Origin of the sequence: Sphingobacterium sp. xlx-96 (genome assembly GCF_011007365.1) — a bacterium.
In the GTDB taxonomy this organism is placed as follows: Bacteria; Bacteroidota; Bacteroidia; order Sphingobacteriales; family Sphingobacteriaceae; genus Sphingobacterium; species Sphingobacterium luzhongxinii.
In genome coordinates, this window is sequence record NZ_WFKM01000001.1 from 136563 (window position 1) to 156175 (window position 19613).

Consider the following 19613-nt stretch of genomic DNA (forward strand, 5'->3'; position numbering starts at 1 on the left):
TATGAGTCAAGTTTCGGAAGCTTCTTTTTCGGAAGAATTAGAAAAGCAGGGGATAGACGGTAGCCTAGTGTTGGGGCATCCATCGGGATTGTTTGTTTTGTTTTTTACAGAGATGTGGGAACGTTTTTCCTTTTATGGAATGCGCGTTTTATTGATAAACTTTTTAACGACAGCTATTATATCGGGTAGTCCTTTTTCGGGATGGGGATGGGATCCTGTGCAAGCAGGTGCGTTGTATGGTACTTATGCCATGTTATTGTATATCACGCCGATCTTTGGAGGTATCTTGGCCGATAAGTTTTTGGGTTATCGATTTGCCGTAGTGATTGGTGCTGCTATTATGACATTAGGGCACTTGTTTATGGCCTTTGATACTCCTTTGTTTCTCTATTTAGGATTGGCGGCTTTGGTAATCGGTACCGGTTTTTTCAAGCCGAATATGACTTCTATTTTGTCGGAGATGTACAAAAAGTTTCCTCAGAAAAAGGATGGCGCTTATACCATTTTCTATATGGGGGTTAATGCAGGTGCATTCTTCGGAATGATGCTTTGTGGGTACCTAGCAGAAAAAGTAGGCTGGCACTGGGGCTTTGGTCTTGCCGGTGTCTTTATGTTTTTGGGGACGTTGCAATTCTGGTTTGCTAAACCAATCTTTGGAAAAGTTGGGGATCCTCCTAGTGCAGAGCAGAAAGAGGCTACTAAAGAGGCTTATAACACAAATGCAAACCCTGACGATAAGCCGAATCCATTCACTACATTGGATACTATCTTAATAGTTGCTATGACGTTATTAGGATTGGCCTACGCCTTCAATGATCCGCTTTCTAAGATCGCGGGGATTGATATTCTTTCGGGGCTTCAAATGGGAGCTTTAGCGGGTCAAAACGTTGCTATTATTTCAGCATTGGTTTTATTTTTCTTTGTCGTTATATCACGTTTGACACGTTATACTAAAGTAGTAAGGCAACGAATGATTGCCGTTATCATATTTGCTTTTTTCGTTATTTTCTTTTGGATGTCTTTCGAACAAGGAGCTTCGTCTTTGGTAATATTTGCCCGCGATAATGTGGACCGTTCATTGGAAGGAAGCTCATTAACGATCTTTAATATCGTAAACATGTTGTTGACGATCGTTCCTTTGGCTTTAATCACCTATGTGGTAGCTAAGTTGACAAAACAGACTTACGGCAAAGCGCCACTTTCTAATGTGGTACAAGCAGTTTGTTTTGCTGGTATTTGGGGAATTGCGATCTGGATGTTGTACAGAGAATTCACGGCCGATGCATCGGAGATTACGGTCTCTTGGTTTTCTATTTTGAACTCTTTCTTTATTATTACCTTTGCGAATTCAATTTCTAAAATATGGGATTCAAAATTCAATCCTCCGGCAGCAGTTAAGTATGGACTTGGACTTATTGTGATGGCAATCGGTTTTGGTTTATTGGCTTTCGGTGCACACGGTATTCAAGAAGGGGTAAAAGTATCTATGGTTTGGTTGGTTTTAGCTTATCTATTCCACACCCTTGGCGAATTGTGCTTATCACCGGTAGGACTATCTTATGTATCCAAATTGGTACCAGCCCGTATGATTGCTTTCATGTTTGGAATGTGGTACCTAGCGATAGCCATAGGAAATAAACTAGCTGCGATATTGGGAGGAGAAATTGAAAATATTACCAAGGAATACTCGTTGAGTACATTTTTCTTGATATTTACAATTGTTCCGATTGTAGCAGGATTGCTTGTAATGATGTTACATCCGATTCTGAAAAGATTAATGCACGGCGTAAAATAATACGAAGATGCCTTCCAGTTTGGAGGGCATTTTTTACAATCAGCTATAAAAATCATGTCAACAGAGACACAAAAAACATTAGAAGAAGTTCAGAATTTTGAAGGTAAATATCCAAAACAGATATGGAGTTTGTTCTTCTCGGAGATGTGGGAGCGATTCTGTTTTTATGGAATGCGGGGTATGTTGGTATTCTTTATGATCACCCAATTGAATTTTGGTGAAAAGGAAGCTAATTTGCAATATGGAGCTACTCAGGCGTTTGTTTACGCTTTCACATTTATAGGAGGCTTGTTTGCCGACAAAATATTAGGTTTTAGAAAGTCCTTGTTTTGGGGCGGTTTGTTAATGATCGTAGGGAGCGTTTTACTTTCGATTGATACGCATCAGTTTTTCTTTTTTGGATTAGCCTTTATTATTATAGGTACGGGATTCTTTAAACCAAATATATCTACTATGGTAGGGGAGCTCTATAAGGACAATGATAATCGTCGTGATGCTGGTTTTTCTTTGTTTTATGCCGGGATCAATCTAGGTGCATTTTTGGGCGGTTATATCTGTGTTGCGATAGGTAAAGGCTATATGTTGAGTTCTGTGATAGACGAGGCACATCGTTGGAATGTGGCTTTTGGTTTGGCGGCTGTAGGAATGTTGATCAGTTTAATTAATTTTCAGTTCGCAAAAAGACATTTGGGGCCGATAGGTTTGCAACCTGGACATCCTGATGCAATTGTTAAGACCAAGGCTCTACCTAAATGGGCTGAATATGCGGTGTATATCGGTACATTACTATTGGTGCCTTTGATCCAAGTGATGGTGTCTAAGACGGAGTATACCGATTACTTCATGTACGTGATCGGTCCATTGACGTTGATTTATCTATTCTACGAAATGACTAAGGTGGAGAAGGTAGAACGTCACAAATTGATAGCTGCACTTATTTTTATTTTGTTTTCTATTGTCTTTTGGGGCATCTACGAACAAAGCGGCGGTTCACTAAGTATTTTTGCAGCCAAGAATCTAAATGACGTGGCGCTAGGAGGTATGATTAAACTGGATCCAAATGGCGTTAACAATTCTGGAGGAGCATTTTTTATTATTCTTCTGGCCCCGCTCTTCGGCCTGATGTGGATCTGGCTATCTAAAAGGAAATTGGAACCTAATACTATCATCAAATTCGGTTTAGGGTTTGTCTTTTTAGGACTTGGATTTTACGTATTGTATATCACTCGTTTTTTTGCTATTGAAGGGATTACTTCATTAGATGTGTTTACACTCGCTTTGTTGGTGATTACTGTTGGCGAGTTGTGTTTGTCGCCTATTGGATTGTCTATCATGACCAAGCTATCGCCGTCAAGATTGCAAGGCATTATGATGGGAATGTGGTTTTTGGCTAGTGCCTATGGACAATATGTTGCTGGACTTATAGGGGCTAATATGGCCGAAGCTAAGGAAGGAGATTCTTTGATGGATAAGCTGATTACCTATACGGAAGGCTATAAACAATTGGGACTATATTCCTTGATCGCAGGAGCTGTTTTAATTTTATTATCACCTTATATCAAACGTTTGATGCACGGGGTCAATTAGATAATCCACAATCGTATTTTGAGGTTAAATTTGTTATTTTTGTGTTTTATACTTGTATTATATAGTGGCTGACAGTGTCGTAATAATTCCTACTTACAATGAAATTGAAAATATAGAGAAAATCATCCGTAAGGTGTTCTCACTTGAAGTCAATTTTCATGTTTTAGTGGTGGATGATGGATCTCCAGATGGTACAGCAGATGTTGTCAAGAGAATGATGACGGAGTTTTCTGGAAAGTTGTTTATCGAGGAGAGACGCGGTAAACTTGGATTAGGAACTGCATATATCCACGGATTTAGATGGTCCTTGGAACGGAGTTATACTTATATTTTTGAAATGGATGCCGATTTTAGCCATAATCCGGAAGATTTGATCCGTCTGCGCGAAGCAGCGTTGAACGGAGCGGATATGGTGATCGGATCGCGGTACGTGCGTGGCGTAAATGTAGTCAATTGGCCCATGAGTAGGGTTCTGATGTCTTATTTCGCCTCGGTATATGTACGTTTGATCACACGTATTAATATTCAGGATGCTACTGCAGGATTTGTTTGCTTCAATCGTAAAGTGCTTGAACGACTAGACCTTAATCAAATTAAGTTTGTAGGTTATGCTTTTCAGATAGAAATGAAATTTAAGGCTATACAATTTGGCTTTAATGTGGTGGAAGTTCCTATTATCTTTACAGATCGAACATTGGGGGTATCAAAGATGAGTACCAAAATCTTTAGAGAAGCTTTTTTTGGTGTCATACAGCTCAAATTAGAGAGTATTTTTAAACCGTATAAGTGATGAATGAAAATCTAGATCCGAATCCTGAAAAAATGAATCCTACCGACAAGGAGATGGAGCGGGTCTTGCGTCCGCAGGCATTTGATGACTTTACTGGACAGGCTAAAATTCTTGAAAATCTATCTATTTTTGTGCAAGCTGCTAAGTTAAGAGGTGAAGCTTTGGATCATGTGTTGTTGCATGGGCCCCCAGGACTGGGAAAGACCACGCTATCACATATCATTGCAAATGAAATGGGGGTAGGGATCAAGATCACTTCAGGTCCTGTCTTAGACAAACCAGGGGATCTTGCTGGTCTATTGACAAATCTGGACGAAGGAGATATTTTATTTATCGATGAAATACATCGTTTGTCCCCGGTTGTGGAGGAGTATTTATATTCTGCAATGGAGGATTTTAAGATAGATATTATGTTGGAGACGGGACCCAATGCACGTTCTGTACAAATATCGTTAAATCCATTTACATTGGTAGGCGCAACTACTCGATCAGGTCTGTTGACGGCCCCTTTACGGGCTCGATTTGGTATCAATTCTCGCTTACAGTATTATGATGCTAAACTCTTGACGACTATCGTTCAACGTTCGGCAAGTATATTGAATGCTGCAATAAGTGAGGAGGGGGCTTATGAGATAGCGCGACGTAGTCGGGGTACACCTCGTATTGCCAATGCTTTGTTGCGAAGAACCAGGGATTTTGCACAGATAAAGGGTAATGGAGATATCGATAAAGCAATTGCTCAGTATGCGTTAAATGCACTTAACGTGGATGAACATGGTTTGGATGAGATGGATAATCGAATTCTTTCTACTATTATTGATAAATTTAAAGGTGGCCCAGTAGGTCTTAAGACTATAGCAACAGCTGTTGGAGAGGATGAAGGGACTATTGAAGAGGTGTACGAGCCTTTTTTGATACAGGAAGGATATATTATGCGTACATCCCGTGGTCGGGAATGTACGGAGAGTGCTTACAAACATTTAGGAAAAATTCACTTTAATAAGGGAAATACCTTATTTTAGTTCGACAAATACGGTATACATATGATAAGAGGTATATTTTCACTTGTTTTAATCTTAGTTTTTTTTGGTGCAAATGCCCAACAAGGCTGTCCAACTCCATTTGGTGTACAGAACGAATTGAAAAGATACCATGTTGCTGGTGGAGTAGGAATGACTCGATTGTATGGCGATATCGCTCAACCGAGTACGTTAGGTAGAGCCTTTTTTATTAAGGGTGACTATCAGATAAAACGTGGATTGTATGCCGGTATCGAAGGACAATATGGCTCTTTGGAAGCGACTCCTTCTATCTTGGATCGTCGGGAGATAACCAATAATTATCTTGCGGGAGGAATTAATATAACATTTCATCCCTTCGAATTTTTTATTGCTCGTAATGCCTCTAGTCAATCTTTGACGCATGTGATCATGGATGCATTCTATGTTGGTGTTGGGGTGCTAGGTATTATAAATAACTATAAGCTTGTGCGTAGGGACAAAAATTACGGAGAAGTTGGTTATGTAGGGCCTGTGCCTCCTGAAAACTATGGTCCAGTAGAAAGTTATAATGATAAAGGTATACCTGTCTTCAAGAAAAAAATTAATTCTTACACAAGACCTTCTGTCAATGTAGGGCTTGCAGTTCCTATCAATAGACGCTACTCTAAATCTGGTAGTTATTGGTCTGCTTTGGTTAATGTGCAACTTAACTTTGCTAATAATGATTTATTAGACGGATACATGCCTTACGATGCTGATTTCAATCGTATAGGTACGAAGAATGATATGTTTTCTATGTATTCGTTAGGAGCGAGGTATTCGTTCTAGATAGTGACTAATAATCAGGAGTTAGAGACTAGTGATTAGTTCGGTTCTAATCTCAACTTTCTAGTCTCTGTTTTTTTAGCTTCTGACTTTTAATTTCTTTAAAATCCGCATACCTCTGCTGGATAATGCTGGGGTACTATTCCGCTCTAGGTCAAATTGAATTTGGATACACAACTCATTTGCTAGCCATTCGTGTTTGGGTACGAGTGCCATGAGTATATCATATGCATTGCAGCGTACCGCAATGGGGCAGTCTATGTTACTTAAAATATGAAATGTCTTTTCTAATAAACTTTCTTCTTCTTGATCGAGGAAATTACTGTTTTTTTTAAGCTCTTTAGTGAGCTCAATCACTAGTTTGGATAGACTTCTTAATACACTCCAATTGGTAACTGTTGCATAGCTACAAAGAGTTATGTTCTTGTTTTGAAGGAGAAGGGGCCTATTGTTGATCAAAATATGTTCTAAAGCCCAAGCTGCACGAAATGAGGTCCTGCTGTGTGTTGTAGAGGTGCAGAGTACAAATAGTTCCTCGAGCGATATTGTTTTTAAGATTTGCTCATTAAGATCAGAAGCACCGTAGGAATACAGTGCTTCTGAAATAGTATTGAATCGGATTGAATCCATGGAATTAGCGTCTTAAAGGACGTTCTTTGTTGATTTCTGTCATGTCTACTTCATTCATGTTGGATGAGCCTAATAAATGTTCGCTGAAATAGTCCGCCATTTTCCAGAAGAAGTATTCGGTCATATCACCAAACGCATGTCTTTGGCCTGGCAATAGCACAAAATCAAATCGTTTATTTGCTTTGATAAGGGCATCTACCATTCGGATAGAGTTCGCTGGGTGGACATTGTTATCTATGTCACCAGTCACGATGAGTAATTTTCCCTTTAGATTTTTAGCCAATTCGGAGTTCTTTTCAATTTGGTAGTTGAATGAAGTGTCTCCTTTTGCTGAGACTTCTTCTTTAACGCCGTGATGGCGTTCGGACCACCATCTGTTATAAATGTTGTTTTCGTGGTTTCCCGCTCCGGATACGGCTACTTTAAAGAAATCAGGATACACTAACATCGCTGCTGTAGACATGAATCCACCACCTGAGTGCCCCGTGATTCCTACTTTATTGATATCAATGAATGGATATTTATTAGCAAGTTGTTCTGCAGCTACTTTTTTGTCTTCTAATCCGTAGTCTCTCAAGTTTCCGTAACCGTAGGTGTGGTACCACTTCGAACGGGATGGGTGTCCCCCGCGATTTCCCACAGATACAACAATGAATCCCATTTGTGCGAGACGGTCTATACGATCCATTCCTCTTCCGAAGCTTTTGTTAACGGCTTCAGTCTGTGGTCCTGGATATACGTACTGCACAATAGGATAAGTTTTCGTAGAGTCAAAGTCAAAAGGTTTGTACATGACCCCGTATATATCGGTGATGCCGTCTCCTGCTTTTACTTTGAAGGGCTCCGGGAATTTGTATCCGGCTGCAAACAGTTGTGATAGGTCTGCCTCTTCTAATTTCATGATTAGTTGTCCGGTAGCGCTATACAAATTGCTGACAGGTTTAGTATTGACACGCGAGAAGTTGTCTACGAGGTAATTTCCGCTTTCACTGACTTCGACTTGATGATCAAAATCCCCAGGAGTGATTAACTTTATCGAACCACCGTTCTTACTTACACTATAGTAGAAGGTATAATATGGGTCTATATTTTTTTCTTTGCCATTGGCTTTGAAAAATAGGGTGCCTGTCGATTCTTGGTATGCAGTTAGCTCATCGCAATGGAAATCGCCTTTCGTGATCTGGTGCAAAAGATTGCCCTGAATATCGTATAGGTAGAAGTGCCCCCACCCGTCGCGTTGAGACCAATGGATAAATTGCTTGCCATTGTTGACTAATTTTGGTGATTTAATGTCAAGGTATACGTTGGAACGTTCTTCAACTAAAGTACGTGTAGTTCCATCAACATTCACGGCAACGATGTCAATCTTTTTAAGATCTCGACTAGAGCGTGCTATGTAGAACTCTTGGTCGTTTCCTAACCAATAGTTGATGTAATGTTTACCTTTAAAATTGGCTTTGCTTGGATCTTTGCTCCACAGACTCAATGTCTGGTTTTTGAAAGCAGCTATATTGATCTGTTTACCTTTATGTGTACTGGTATCAAAAACAAACAGTTCAGACTCTGTTGAGTCATTTTCTCCTGGCATCAGGTATTTGTAAGTTTCTAAAGTCGGGCGTTTTCCTCCAACATTATTGATAACCCACAAATCGGAGATGTCACGACTATCTTTTTTGGAAGCAACGAAGTACTTTCCGTTTGGAGACCAGTTGAGACGTACCCCCTTCCGTTTTTTAAGTTCTTCTTCGTTTGTCTTTTTATCGGCAGTCGTCGTGCTGTACTGATCACCTCCCCAAGCGTAATATTGAACACCATCTGTGGTAATCTGATGCTCTACAATAGTCGAATCCTTTTCGTCTTTTGACGCCTTCAAATAGTTTGCATAATCCATCCAGTAGAGGTTATAGTTTTTCGCAAAATAAACGCGACTAGTATCTGGATTGAAGGAGGCCCAATTAGGCTTTGACTTTTCTTTGGTCGTATCGCTAATCTCTTTGAGTTGTTTAGAGATGATGTTGTACTCAAAATGAAAAGTTTTTTTCTTGATAGTATCTTTTTTGTTGGTTTGCTTTTTTATTTCTTCTTTGCTTTTTACGGTATCTTTGGTGCTTTGTACTTCAAAACGAATCAAATTTTCGTCGTCCATGAAGCGAAGATTTTGCAAGGATAGGTGTTGCGCATCAAAGGGGTTTTTAACAATAGAAGTTACTTTAGCCGCCATTTCTGAGTTATCAAAAAGATTGGTCTTTTTTCTTGCCGCAGGCTCTACCAAATACCAGTTTTTGCCCGATGACGTAGTGTATTCATACCAAAATTTGTCGCCATAGTTAATCCAGTTTGGCTTTATGTCTGTTGAAAAGATTAAACTTCTTAATTTGCTTGGAGCAAACTTAGCTGCTAGCTGATAGTTGGGCTTTACTACATTTTTTACTTCTTGAGCTTGACTCAAGCTAAAGCATAATGCGAGTAAGCTTAATAAATAGTACTTCATACCAAATGAAAATGTTAATAATTTAGGGGGCTAAAATATCCTTTTATTTAGCCAGAAACGATGGATAGCTGTAATATTTTTGATAGTTAATAGAACTTTTCGTTGAAATTAACTAAAAAGAGCTCTTTGGTAGCACGGGTGATCCCTGTGTATAACCATCTGAGAAACTCCGTATTGAGCATTTCATCAGTCATGTACCCCTGATCAACAAATACCAATGGCCATTGTCCCCCTTGAGCTTTATGGCATGTGATTGCGTAAGCAAATTTTAATTGTAAAGCATTGTAATAAGGATCTTTTTTGATCGCTTCCATTCGATTTTTTTTCTGTGGAATGTCTTCGTAATCTTTGGCGATGGACTCGTAGAGGTGCTGTTGCTGCTCGTAGGGTAGTGAGGGAGCATCAACATGTAGACTATCTAGATTTACACGGCAACGTATTGCGTCTCCTTCATTGTTGTCCATAAATTCAAGGTATAAGTCTGCAAATCGAAATCCATGCATTTCATGTAGATTGCTTACTTTTTTGATAACCGCTATATCTCCATTGGCAATAAAGCCGGTATGGCTTTCATCGTGTTGTTGTAACCAGTAATAGTTATTCTTGACAACCATGATTCGGTCACCGCCGGTTATTTCTTCTTCGCGAAAAAGTATCTGGTTTCGTATGTGTTTGTTGTATAAGTTTGCCGATTTGTTTGAACGGCATATCACCATGCAGTTTTCGGGATCGTACTTGTCATAGGCGTAATGCAATGCTTCGATAAGACGGTCACCATTCATCCTATAGATATCTTTAAAAGGTGTAGTGATAAATTTTGGAAAGGTATATTGTGGCGACTCTTCGTCGAAACGAATTTCATTTCTGATTTTGGTCGCATTGAATAAGATACCAGAGCTTTTGTCTTGACGTACGACATCGGTTAATTCATAGGTATAGGTATGCAGATTGAACTCTGATTGGACAAATTCGGGGTCTAAAGCAGGGCTTTTGGCTAGCCCTACGGGTGGAAGCTGTGCACTATCGCCAACTAGCATTAAGCAGCAATTTTTTCCCGATTGAACATAGGATACTAGATCACAGAATAAACCATTCGAAAACAACGTAAATCCTTCTGTTGTTATCATTGAGGCTTCATCGATAATAAATAATGTGTCTTCATGTAGGTTTTCAGCCAACTCAAAGTCCATCTGAAGCGAAGTTATGCTTCGTTTTCTATATATCTTTTTGTGGATTGTTAATGCGTTTCTTCCTGAATAAGCCCCCATAACTTTTGCAGCTCGTCCGGTAGGAGCCAATAGGACTGTCTTTTTTCGGATAGCCGGAAGGCTCTTGACTAAAGCGCTGATTATTGTGGTTTTTCCGGTACCTGCATAACCCTTTAATATGAAGCAGGAATCATTGGAGAAGGTATGTATAAATTCAGCCAATAAGGAAAAGACTTCCTTTTGTTGGACGGTGGGGCGCCATGAGAATTGTTGTAAAAGAATATTGTTTATGAACACGCTCAAAGTTATCTAAAAAGGTTTGTCATTTCAATTGTAAAAGCTAATTTTGTTTGATTAGGAGTATTACCTTTACTTTATTTTTTTGACGAATGATATATATAGCAGACGATTTTCATCTCCACTATCTGGCCACATACACGCTTTGTATTCAGAGCGATTTTCAAAATGATCACCTCGTCGTGTTGGATGAAGAAAAGCAAGTTCTGGTTTACATGACTTATGATAATGTCAGCCCTTCAGCTGAGGCGGTGCGGATATTGAGTATGCCATTTCAGAACGTAATTGTCGGCCTTCCACATCAGAACTTAGTGTGGGTTCCTTCGGAAGTCTACCATGAGTCAGAGAAAGAGTTGTATACGAATTATTTTGTCGACTCGGAGGTGAACCGCATTATGTCTAAAGAGATTGCTGGCTTAGAGGTAGTGGCGCTGTATCAATATGATCAGTTGTTGTATAGTCGTTGGAAAAATTTATTTGCGGATGCTAGTTTCATCCCAAATTTTGAAGTAGTAATACGTCAGGTTCAGTCTAATATACCTATTCAGGGAGATGTACTAGGCGTTCATCTTTACGATGATCAGGCAGACATTTTTTTATTTATGAATGGGGAGCTGAAACTCTACAATACATTTGAGGTAGCTACTTCAGATGATTTGAGTTATTTTGTGCTTAATGTATTCAAAAACTTTGCTATAAAAAGTAAAGTGCCAAAAATTGTGTTGAGTGGTACGAACAAGGATTCGGAGTGGTTTGTTCGATTGAGCAGATATACAGATCATATCGAAATGATTAGACCGAAAGAGAAGTGGTCGGTACTTAATCTGGATGTCGAGCGTCAGCTGGAAGAGTTAAATGCTTTAACGGATAGTGTCCTATGCGTATAATAAGTGGTACTTTAGGAGGGATTCGGCTGAACCCACCAACAAATTTGCCCGTAAGACCAACTACGGATATCGCCAAAGAGGCTTTATTTAATATATTGCAACAGTATGTGGAATGGGATACTGTAGAATGTTTGGATCTCTTCTGTGGGACGGGAAATATTTCTTTTGAATTGGCCTCAAGAGGGGCTTTAGGAGTACAGTCTGTAGATATCCACAGTAAGTGCTTGTTGTATGTTCAAGATGTTGCCAAAAAGCATGACTTAAAAATGATCCGTACACGGAAAGCTGATGTGTTTAAATTTATTCAAAGTTGTAAAGACTCCTTTGATTTTATTTTTGCAGATCCGCCTTACGATATTGGTCAATTGCCCCAGTTGCCCGAATTGATACTGTCGAATAATCTTTTGAAATCAGGTGGTGTTTTGGTTGTTGAGCATCCTTCTATGCGTAAGTTGGCAGATCACCCTTTACACGTAGAAACCAGGAAATATGGTAATTCCTCTTTTAGTTTTTATAAAAAACCATAGCAGTCATGAAAATAGCTCTTTTTCCAGGATCGTTCGATCCATTCACGTTCGCTCACAAAGATTTGGTAGATCGCTCATTAACTTTATTTGATAAGGTACATATTGCGGTCGGTGTTAATGCTGCAAAAAGTGGATTGATGGATTTTGAACGACGAAAGAAAGCTATACAAGCGCTTTATAAAAATGAAGAAAGAGTCGTTGTTGATCTGTTTTCAGGTCTTACAGTTGATTATTGCAGACGTATAGGTGCTAAATTTATCCTTAGGGGATTGCGAAATTCTAAGGATTTGGAATATGAAGATGCAATAGCTCAGAATAATCTCATATTGGCGCCAGAGATAGAAACCTATTTTTTGCTAAGCCGTAGTGGTACTGGTCACATATCTTCGACTATAGTACGTGATATATTAAAAAATGGAGGTCTAGTCGATAGCTTGGTTCCTCCTGAAGTAAGAGCTTTTTTGGATACTAAGTCCTGAAAAATTTTATTTTGTTACCTTTTATTTTTCCATTTCCGCCGTTCTTGATGATTAGTGAGGCAATATTTCTTTTTACCGCGATATAGGACTCTCTGTCTTTTACTTCAATTAGACCTATATCATCTTTTTTTAAACCTTCGATTTGAAGGATATAGCCCACGATATCAATCTTGTTCACTTTATCTTTTTTTCCGAAGGGAATGTATAGAGTAGAATACGGTGTGTTCTCGGGCAGAGGATACTCGTCTTCTAGTATAATTTCTTGTGTATCTTCCGGAAGGTAAGCAAAATTGTCATCCGGTTTTAACATAATGACTACCTCTCCCGTATTGTTCATTCGGGCTGTTCGCCCATTTCTGTGAACGAAAGCATCTTCCTTGTTTGGTAATTGATAGTGTATGATTGTGTCGATCTCAGGAATATCCAAACCTCTGGCTGCTAAGTCGGTCGTAAGGAGTATCCTATTGCTATTATTTCTGAATTTTAGGATGGCTAATTCGCGATCTCGTTGTTCTAATCCGCCATGAAACATATCGTGAATCAATTCTCTATCTTCTAGTAGCTCACTAATATGATCGACAGCTTCCCGGTGGTTACAAAAGATAAGGATCTTTTGGTTGCCAAGACTACATAGCAGTCGGAATAGTGTTTTTAGTTTATGTTGAGCTGGAGATACTGTTTTTTTGAAATGTATTGCGGGTTTGTTTTCTGCATCCGCCAAAAAGTCAAGTTTGACCGGGTTATGCAATGAAAGAATATTTGGAAATTGATCCAGATCAGTGGCTGAGGTTAAAATTTTTCGTTCAATAGCATGTGTTGCTGTTGTAATGGTTGCGAGCTGATCCTGAAAGCCTAACTCTAAAGACTTATCAAATTCATCTAAAACCAGCGTATGGATACCATCTGTCGAAAAATGAAAGCGTTCTAGATGATATATTATCCGACCTGGGGTTCCGATTAATATTGCGGGAGCTTCTTTTAGTGCATTTCTTTCTATCTTGGTGTCGTGCCCCCCGTAACAACATAATATTTTATGTCCTTTGATGACTGTTTTAACAACAGATTCAATCTGTAGGGCTAGCTCTCTGGTGGGGACAATTAATAATACCTGTACCTGATTCTTTTTGTTTAGAATTAACTGTTCTATCAACAGACTAAAAGCCAATGTCTTTCCAGATCCAGTCGGGGAGAGAAGTATAAAATCTCTTTCTGAGCTAAATTGAGACAATGTCTCTTTTTGCATTTTGTTCAGATCTTCAATCTGTAGTCTTTTTAAAAGTGTTATCAATTCCATGCTGCAAAGATACTTTTTTCTAAGTGTTTTTCTGAGAAAGCGTTTTATAGTTGTGATGTAAAAACTTTTTTGGCATAAGTTTTGATAAGTACTTAGTATTCATAATTTAGGTTAATAATTGGTTAGTTAAAAAGCCTTCAATCTCCCCGATTGAAGGCTTTTTTTTCTGAAAGTTTTATTTGCTTTAGCAGATTTGTACACCATGGATATTTCATATATAATTTCTATTTTTGAATTATAGAATATGTGTTGTATATTAGTGTTATTAATACACTAAGTGTTAGCTGTGTTTAAGTCATAACCTTATAAAAGAAAATGAGTTTAATTATCGATGTACATGCGCGCCAGATTTTAGATTCGCGCGGGAATCCAACAATTGAAGTTGATGTTACTACACAAAATGGTTTTGTGGGTAGAGCTGCTGTTCCTTCTGGAGCTTCTACAGGTGTTCATGAAGCTGTAGAATTGCGTGATGGTGATAAAAAGAAATACTTGGGTAAAGGTGTTTTGAAAGCTGTAGAAAATGTTAATACGACAATAGCGCAAGCTTTGGAAGGTGTTGATGTTTTTGAACAGAATGCAATTGACAAGATCATGATTGATCTTGATGGTACTGAAAATAAAGGTAAGTTGGGTGCTAATGCTATTCTAGGTGTTTCTTTGGCTGTTGCTAAAGCAGCTGCACAGGAATCTCGTCAACCATTGTACCGTTATATAGGTGGGGTTAATGCAAATACACTACCTATCCCAATGATGAACATTATCAACGGTGGTTCGCATTCTGATGCGCCTATCGCTTTCCAAGAGTTTATGATTATGCCAGTTGGCGCACCTTCATTCTCTGAAGCGTTACGTTGGGGAACAGAAGTGTTTCATAATTTGAAGAAAATCTTACACGACCGAGGTTTATCTACTGCAGTAGGTGACGAAGGAGGTTTTGCGCCGACCTTTGATGGGACTGAAGATGCTATTGAGACTGTATTGAAAGCTATTGAATCAGCTGGTTATATCCCTGGCTCTGATATCTGTTTAGCATTGGATTGTGCAGCATCTGAGTTTTATGTAAACGGTAAATACGATTATACGAAATTTGAAGGCGAAAAAGGCGCGATTCGCAGCTCCGAAGAGCAAGCTGCTTATTTAGCAGAATTGTCTGAGAAATATCCGATCATTTCGATTGAAGATGGTATGCAGGAAGATGATTGGGCTGGATGGAAGTTGCTGACCGAAAAAATTGGTGGACGTGTTCAGTTGGTAGGTGACGATTTATTTGTTACAAATACAAAACGTTTGCAACAGGGTATCGATACGGGTACTGCAAATTCAATATTGGTTAAAGTAAATCAAATCGGATCGTTGACAGAAACGATTAATGCGGTGACACTTGCACAAAACAGTGGTTATACTTCGGTAATGTCTCACCGTTCGGGAGAAACGGAGGATTTTACAATCGCAGATTTAGCGGTAGCGTTGAACTGTGGTCAGATTAAAACAGGTTCTGCTTCACGTTCTGATCGTATGGCAAAATACAATCAATTGTTGCGTATCGAAGAAGAACTCGGTGCAAATGCGAGATTTATCGGCAAGAATTTTAAATACGCGATCAAGAAATAATAATGTATTTTGATTGTAAAAACAAAAGGAGGCTTAAGCCTCCTTTTGTTTTTACAATCAAATTTTATAAGTTTAAAGGTAAAGTCGAATCATTGTGTTATTTTTGTGTCATGGAAAGAATAGTTTCGTTAGTTAAAAACCGGTTCCTTATATCTGGTGTTGCTTTTTTAATATGGATGTTTTTCTTTGATAGATACGATGTAGCGACGCAGATAGGTTATCAACAGGAACGAAATAAGTTGGAGCAAGAGAAAGCTTTCTATTCGTCAGAGACTGAAAATATCGAAAAAGCGATTAAAGATGCTCAGTATAATCCTAGTGAAATCCAGCGTATCGCCCGTGAAAAATATAAAATGAAGAAGGCGAATGAGGATGTGTATGTAATCACTGAAATCGATCCTAAGGATTGATCAGTTGATTCTTTTCCCTTTTTTTGATTAATCCCCAATTTTGCAGATTCTCTTTTTCTTTGGGTAGCATAAAGTAATCCTCCTTGCTTGTGTCTTTCTCGGCCTGTAGTTCATATGCATTCGCACCTTTTGATAAAGTGGATAGTAACAGGAACAATGAGGTGACTATCCATGCAATCAGATTTTTCATGATTTTATTTGTTTCGAGTGTTATTTGTTTCTGTTAAAAGTAATTCGAATTTGCAGGATCAGATCTATGTTTTAGATGAGCACTATAAACTTTTCGGTGAAAGGAGGGCTTCGCTCGGTAAAGAGCTTTTGATTTTACGTACTGATATTTAGTTTTTGAATAGCGGGAACTGGCGTGTATGGCATAGGGGATAGTCTTGTTATACTAAAGTTAGGGCGGACTTGAGCGGAGTTTAACGGACTTTTATATGAAGGACAGTTGGATGCGGGCGCATTCTTAAAAAATATGAGGCATAAAAAAAGACCAATCGAAAGATTGGTCTTTTATCGTACCTAGGGCGGGAATCGAACCCGCACTCCCTTAACGGGAACAGGATTTTAAGTCCTGCGTGTCTACCAGTTCCACCACCTAGGCAACTGAGCGAAAGACGAGATTCGAACTCGCGACCCCAACCTTGGCAAGGTTGTGCTCTACCAACTGAGCTACTTTCGCTTGACGTGCTGCAAAGATAGATAGAAAATTGAAAATGTGAAATTTTTTATTTCATATTGGTCGAGGTTTCTTATAAAATGCTCAATCTGTGTGAATTAATTTTTAATGAAATGAAGATTTTACTTGTTGTAGGCTGTTTATGCAAGGTTTTTGCTTAATTTTGAGGACTAAAACAATAAAAAGGATATGAAATATCCATGTAGCAGAACCGCACAGACACGGGTGAGATTACTTTGGATATTCCGTATGATGATTAAAAAGCAAATTAAATATATATGAAAGAATTCGGTTTACTGATTGTTTTTCTCTTTTGTCTTTCTTCATCTGTATGGTCTGATACATACCCAGAGGTAGTATTTGATAATAGTCTGGTTAAAGGAAGTTACGCTAAAAGCAGTGTGCAATATGCAGGTGCAAGCTGGGTGGAAAATGTGAATGGACATTTATTAGTCTCTGATACGTTGTTTTTTACACCAGGTAATGCTTTATCTCTTCGATATCTTTCGGAAATTGAAGGGCACTGGGAGGTTAATATACGTTATAGTAGGCAGAAATATCATTATCGCTTTTCAAATACTGATTTCTTGAGTATTCGTATATACGTTAAGTCTAAATTCACAGATGTGAAGGATTTACCTCGACTATATGTCAGCCAAAAAAATACAGTTTCTGATACATTAGACGTAAGTAAATATATAGATGATTTTGAAATAGGTAAATGGGTACAGATAAAAATACCAACAAAGGATTTTAAGATACTCAATACAGACGAACCAATTAATGGTATACATTTTATACAGCATGCAACATCCAAGGATATTCATCATGTCTTTATAGATCAGATTGAGTTTTTGCCTCAAAAATATTCTGAAGTGAAATTGAGTTCGAAAGCGGTGTTGACGGATGCTGTTGCTTATGACAGGATTGTTCATCTGAAATGGCAACTCCCTTTAACTCCAAGTATACGCTACATCAAAATTTATCGGTCTGAAGATGGTCAGGTATTTAAGCCGATAGGGATGAGACCGGTGCAAATGCAGTCTAGTCTTGATGTCGTTCCGGTGGTCGGACAAAAGTATTTCTACAAGATTACCTGGATGGATTATAATTACGGAGAATCATTATTTTCCACAATAAAAGAGGCTTCCACAAAAAAGTTAGATAATAGTGATATCCTAGATCTTATTCAGATGGCCCATGTCAATTATTTTTTTGAAAATTTCGATATTAATAGTGGTATGTATATGCCGTATAGGTCTAAGGATAAGGCGGTGGTTTCAACAAAGGAGACAGCAAGCGCTATTTTGGCTTTACTTATTGGTGTCGAACGGAAGTTTATCCCTAAACAGGTCGTTTTAAACCGTGTTTCTAAGATTGCTTACTTTTTGTTGAGATCTCAAAATAAATACGGTGTGTTTCCAGCGTATTTTGATGGACGAAAAGGTGTTCCAGAATATAGGAGGGGATTTTCTTCCTATGACGTTAATGGAACGGCCTCGCTTATAGAGGCTTTGTTGATCGCGCGACAGTATTTTTCAGATGAAAATGAATCTGAGAAAGATCTTCGAAGTAGGATAACTGCCTTGTACGATAGAATTGATTGGCAGAAGCTGGTAGTTGATGACCGAAGTAATATCCTTCGGTCGAAATTAAGCTTGATGGAAGATGAAAAATCCGGAGCTTCGAATAGTATGACATTGTTGTCCGGTACAAATGATGCAATCAATACTTATTTACTGGCAATTGGTGCTTCGAGGTATCCTCTGCCGGCATCTGTTTATACAAATGCTGTTTATAATACTTTTAATGCCTATCGGTATGAAGCGTTAGAGGAATTGGATACAGACATATATGCTGATAGTTTAGTTCATGAAGATTTGTCAGCTGGATTAACAGAGATTGTTCAGGTTGATTCAGTCACGAGATTTTCCGTTTTACAGCCTTCTACAAAATTTGGTGTTTATCTTCCTATGGGGGAGCTAGCGGGGAGTTTAATGGATTTATACAAACCTTTCCTTACGATTCAACCCAAGATCCTAAGCGACTCCGTGATAAATTGGGATGAAGTTTTGGCGTCGTATGTTCATTATGTAAAGCGACGGGATAATGAATTGGGAGTTGGAACTACTGATAGTGATATTTGGGGCTTTTATCAACATAGAGACAGTGTAGGTAACTACAGGATAAATCCTGCAATAGCACCTTCGTCTATTATTGCTGATCCAGAGCTAGGGATAGCGTCCGTATTAGCATTGTATGGACAGTATGGACATATACTGTTTACAGAGTACGGTTTTCGGTCATGGTTGGATTTGCGGAATAATGATGTCTCTGATGAATATTTAGCGCTGAATCAAGGGGCAATTGCAGTAATGTTGGAAAATGCAAAATCAGGATTTATTTGGCAGTTATATAAAGAAATTCCTGAATTGAAGAAGGCCCGAAGAGAATTGTTTTTAAAAGGCGAAGAGCAGAATGACTAAATTTTGCTATATTAGTTTATACTTTGAAGAATTGTATTTTTAGATAGATTGTTATTATATGAAGAAGATCTTTTTGTTTTCAGTAAGTGCCACGGTGTTGTTTTTTGCATCATGTAAGCAACAGCAAATAGTTGTTAATCCTGGTGCAGTAGTTTCGAAGGACGGTACAGACGATGGCTTGAAAAATGTAAAAAGCGAGTTTGAGGACGCGTCAAGAACCTCCGAAGGTATTAAGTTTACATTGTCATCTGATTTGTTGTTTCCCACTAATTCGTCGTATTTGACCGATAAAGCAAAAGTAGAGCTTACCAAATTGTCGAAGTTGATGAAGGAAGATAAGACTAAAAAAATAAGGGTAGATGGTTATACGGACGCGACAGGTACAGAGGAATATAATGTTTGGCTGTCCGATAAGAGAGCGGCTTCTGTAAAGAAATATTTAGAGGAAGCTGGTGTGTCTGGCGGGCGAATCAGTACAAAGGGATTTGGTCCATCTAAACCTGTGGGGGATAACAAGACTCCTGAAGGTAGACAAAAAAATAGAAGAGTCGAAGTTACGATTCTGCAGTAACAGCTAGCTGTTATAAGGTGAAGATAATAGAAAGGTTGTATA

General features: G+C 38.6%; 17 protein-coding genes and 2 tRNA genes. 12 read left to right on the forward strand and 7 right to left on the reverse strand.

Translation table 11 applies throughout. The features are described 5' to 3' along the window. The first annotated feature begins 1 nt into the window (after nt 1). The 5 genes from G7B20_RS00630 (at nt 2) to G7B20_RS00650 (ending at nt 6001) form a co-directional block, all read left to right on the forward strand. Entirely contained in the window at nt 2-1795 is a 1794-nt protein-coding gene (locus tag G7B20_RS00630; RefSeq protein WP_164108107.1) for a peptide MFS transporter, read from the forward strand. A 54-nt stretch (nt 1796-1849) separates the two neighbouring features. Next, nucleotides 1850-3382: a peptide MFS transporter gene (locus G7B20_RS00635; RefSeq protein WP_164108108.1), complete on the forward strand. Its 1533-nt coding sequence runs from the start codon at nt 1850-1852 to the stop codon at nt 3380-3382. A gap of 64 nt (nt 3383-3446) precedes the next feature. Further along, nucleotides 3447-4172 (forward strand): polyprenol monophosphomannose synthase, encoded by a 726-nt coding sequence (locus G7B20_RS00640; protein WP_164108109.1) that lies wholly within the window; start codon nt 3447-3449, stop codon nt 4170-4172. Continuing rightward, entirely contained in the window at nt 4172-5194 is a 1023-nt protein-coding gene (gene ruvB, locus G7B20_RS00645) for a Holliday junction branch migration DNA helicase RuvB (RefSeq protein ID WP_164108110.1), read from the forward strand. Before G7B20_RS00640 ends, ruvB begins: the two co-directional genes overlap by 1 nt. Nucleotides 5195-5215: 21 nt before the next feature. Then, nucleotides 5216-6001: a hypothetical protein gene (locus G7B20_RS00650; RefSeq protein ID WP_164108111.1), complete on the forward strand. Its 786-nt coding sequence runs from the start codon at nt 5216-5218 to the stop codon at nt 5999-6001. A 75-nt stretch (nt 6002-6076) separates the two neighbouring features. Here G7B20_RS00650 and G7B20_RS00655 read toward each other — a convergent pair whose 3' ends face one another. From G7B20_RS00655 to G7B20_RS00665, 3 genes are all read right to left on the reverse strand, one after another. After that, nucleotides 6077-6628, reverse strand: a complete 552-nt coding sequence (locus tag G7B20_RS00655; protein WP_164108112.1) for a hypothetical protein — start codon at nt 6626-6628, stop codon at nt 6077-6079. A gap of 4 nt (nt 6629-6632) precedes the next feature. Continuing rightward, a complete protein-coding gene (locus G7B20_RS00660) occupies nt 6633-9119 on the reverse strand; it encodes a S9 family peptidase (RefSeq protein ID WP_164108113.1) in 2487 nt (828 codons plus the stop codon). 86 nt (nt 9120-9205) lie between these two features. Then, a complete protein-coding gene (locus G7B20_RS00665; protein ID WP_164108114.1) occupies nt 9206-10624 on the reverse strand; it encodes an ATP-dependent RecD-like DNA helicase in 1419 nt (472 codons plus the stop codon). A 92-nt stretch (nt 10625-10716) separates the two neighbouring features. Between G7B20_RS00665 and G7B20_RS00670 the strand changes: the two genes are divergently transcribed. The 3 genes from G7B20_RS00670 to coaD are packed head-to-tail and all read left to right on the forward strand — an operon-like array spanning nt 10717 to nt 12517. Continuing rightward, nucleotides 10717-11511 carry a DUF3822 family protein gene (locus tag G7B20_RS00670; RefSeq protein WP_164108115.1) on the forward strand — a complete coding sequence of 265 codons (795 nt, stop codon included), beginning with the start codon at nt 10717-10719 and terminating at the stop codon, nt 11509-11511. Then, nucleotides 11502-12038 (forward strand): RsmD family RNA methyltransferase, encoded by a 537-nt coding sequence (locus tag G7B20_RS00675; protein WP_164108116.1) that lies wholly within the window; start codon nt 11502-11504, stop codon nt 12036-12038. The genes G7B20_RS00670 and G7B20_RS00675 overlap by 10 nt, the downstream gene beginning before the upstream one ends. 5 nt (nt 12039-12043) lie before the next feature. Next, entirely contained in the window at nt 12044-12517 is a 474-nt protein-coding gene (coaD, locus tag G7B20_RS00680; protein ID WP_164108117.1) for a pantetheine-phosphate adenylyltransferase, read from the forward strand. On the opposite strand, the gene G7B20_RS00685 is transcribed toward coaD, so the two are convergent. Further along, nucleotides 12507-13811 carry a DEAD/DEAH box helicase gene (locus tag G7B20_RS00685; protein WP_164108118.1) on the reverse strand — a complete coding sequence of 435 codons (1305 nt, stop codon included), beginning with the start codon at nt 13809-13811 and terminating at the stop codon, nt 12507-12509. The two genes, coaD and G7B20_RS00685, sit on opposite strands and share 11 nt — an antisense overlap. A gap of 315 nt (nt 13812-14126) precedes the next feature. Here G7B20_RS00685 and eno point away from each other — a divergent pair, with 315 nt between their 5' ends. Both eno and G7B20_RS00695 read left to right on the forward strand, forming a co-directional pair. Continuing rightward, nucleotides 14127-15425 carry a phosphopyruvate hydratase gene (eno, locus tag G7B20_RS00690; RefSeq protein WP_164108119.1) on the forward strand — a complete coding sequence of 433 codons (1299 nt, stop codon included), beginning with the start codon at nt 14127-14129 and terminating at the stop codon, nt 15423-15425. 110 nt (nt 15426-15535) lie between these two features. Then, a complete protein-coding gene (locus G7B20_RS00695) occupies nt 15536-15835 on the forward strand; it encodes an FtsB family cell division protein (protein WP_164108120.1) in 300 nt (99 codons plus the stop codon). On the opposite strand, the gene G7B20_RS00700 is transcribed toward G7B20_RS00695, so the two are convergent. The 3 genes from G7B20_RS00700 to G7B20_RS00710 form a co-directional block, all read right to left on the reverse strand. Beyond that, nucleotides 15825-16025, reverse strand: a complete 201-nt coding sequence (locus tag G7B20_RS00700) for a hypothetical protein (protein ID WP_164108121.1) — start codon at nt 16023-16025, stop codon at nt 15825-15827. The two genes, G7B20_RS00695 and G7B20_RS00700, sit on opposite strands and share 11 nt — an antisense overlap. Before the next feature lie 329 nt (nt 16026-16354). Continuing rightward, a tRNA-Leu gene (locus G7B20_RS00705) sits at nt 16355-16439 on the reverse strand. A gap of 5 nt (nt 16440-16444) precedes the next feature. Further along, a tRNA-Gly gene (locus G7B20_RS00710) sits at nt 16445-16517 on the reverse strand. Between the two features lie 275 nt (nt 16518-16792). Between G7B20_RS00710 and G7B20_RS00715 the strand changes: the two genes are divergently transcribed. Continuing rightward, a complete protein-coding gene (locus tag G7B20_RS00715) occupies nt 16793-19000 on the forward strand; it encodes a glucoamylase family protein (protein WP_164108122.1) in 2208 nt (735 codons plus the stop codon). A gap of 58 nt (nt 19001-19058) precedes the next feature. Next, nucleotides 19059-19571 carry an OmpA family protein gene (locus G7B20_RS00720; RefSeq protein WP_164108123.1) on the forward strand — a complete coding sequence of 171 codons (513 nt, stop codon included), beginning with the start codon at nt 19059-19061 and terminating at the stop codon, nt 19569-19571. Nucleotides 19572-19613: the final 42 nt, after the last annotated feature.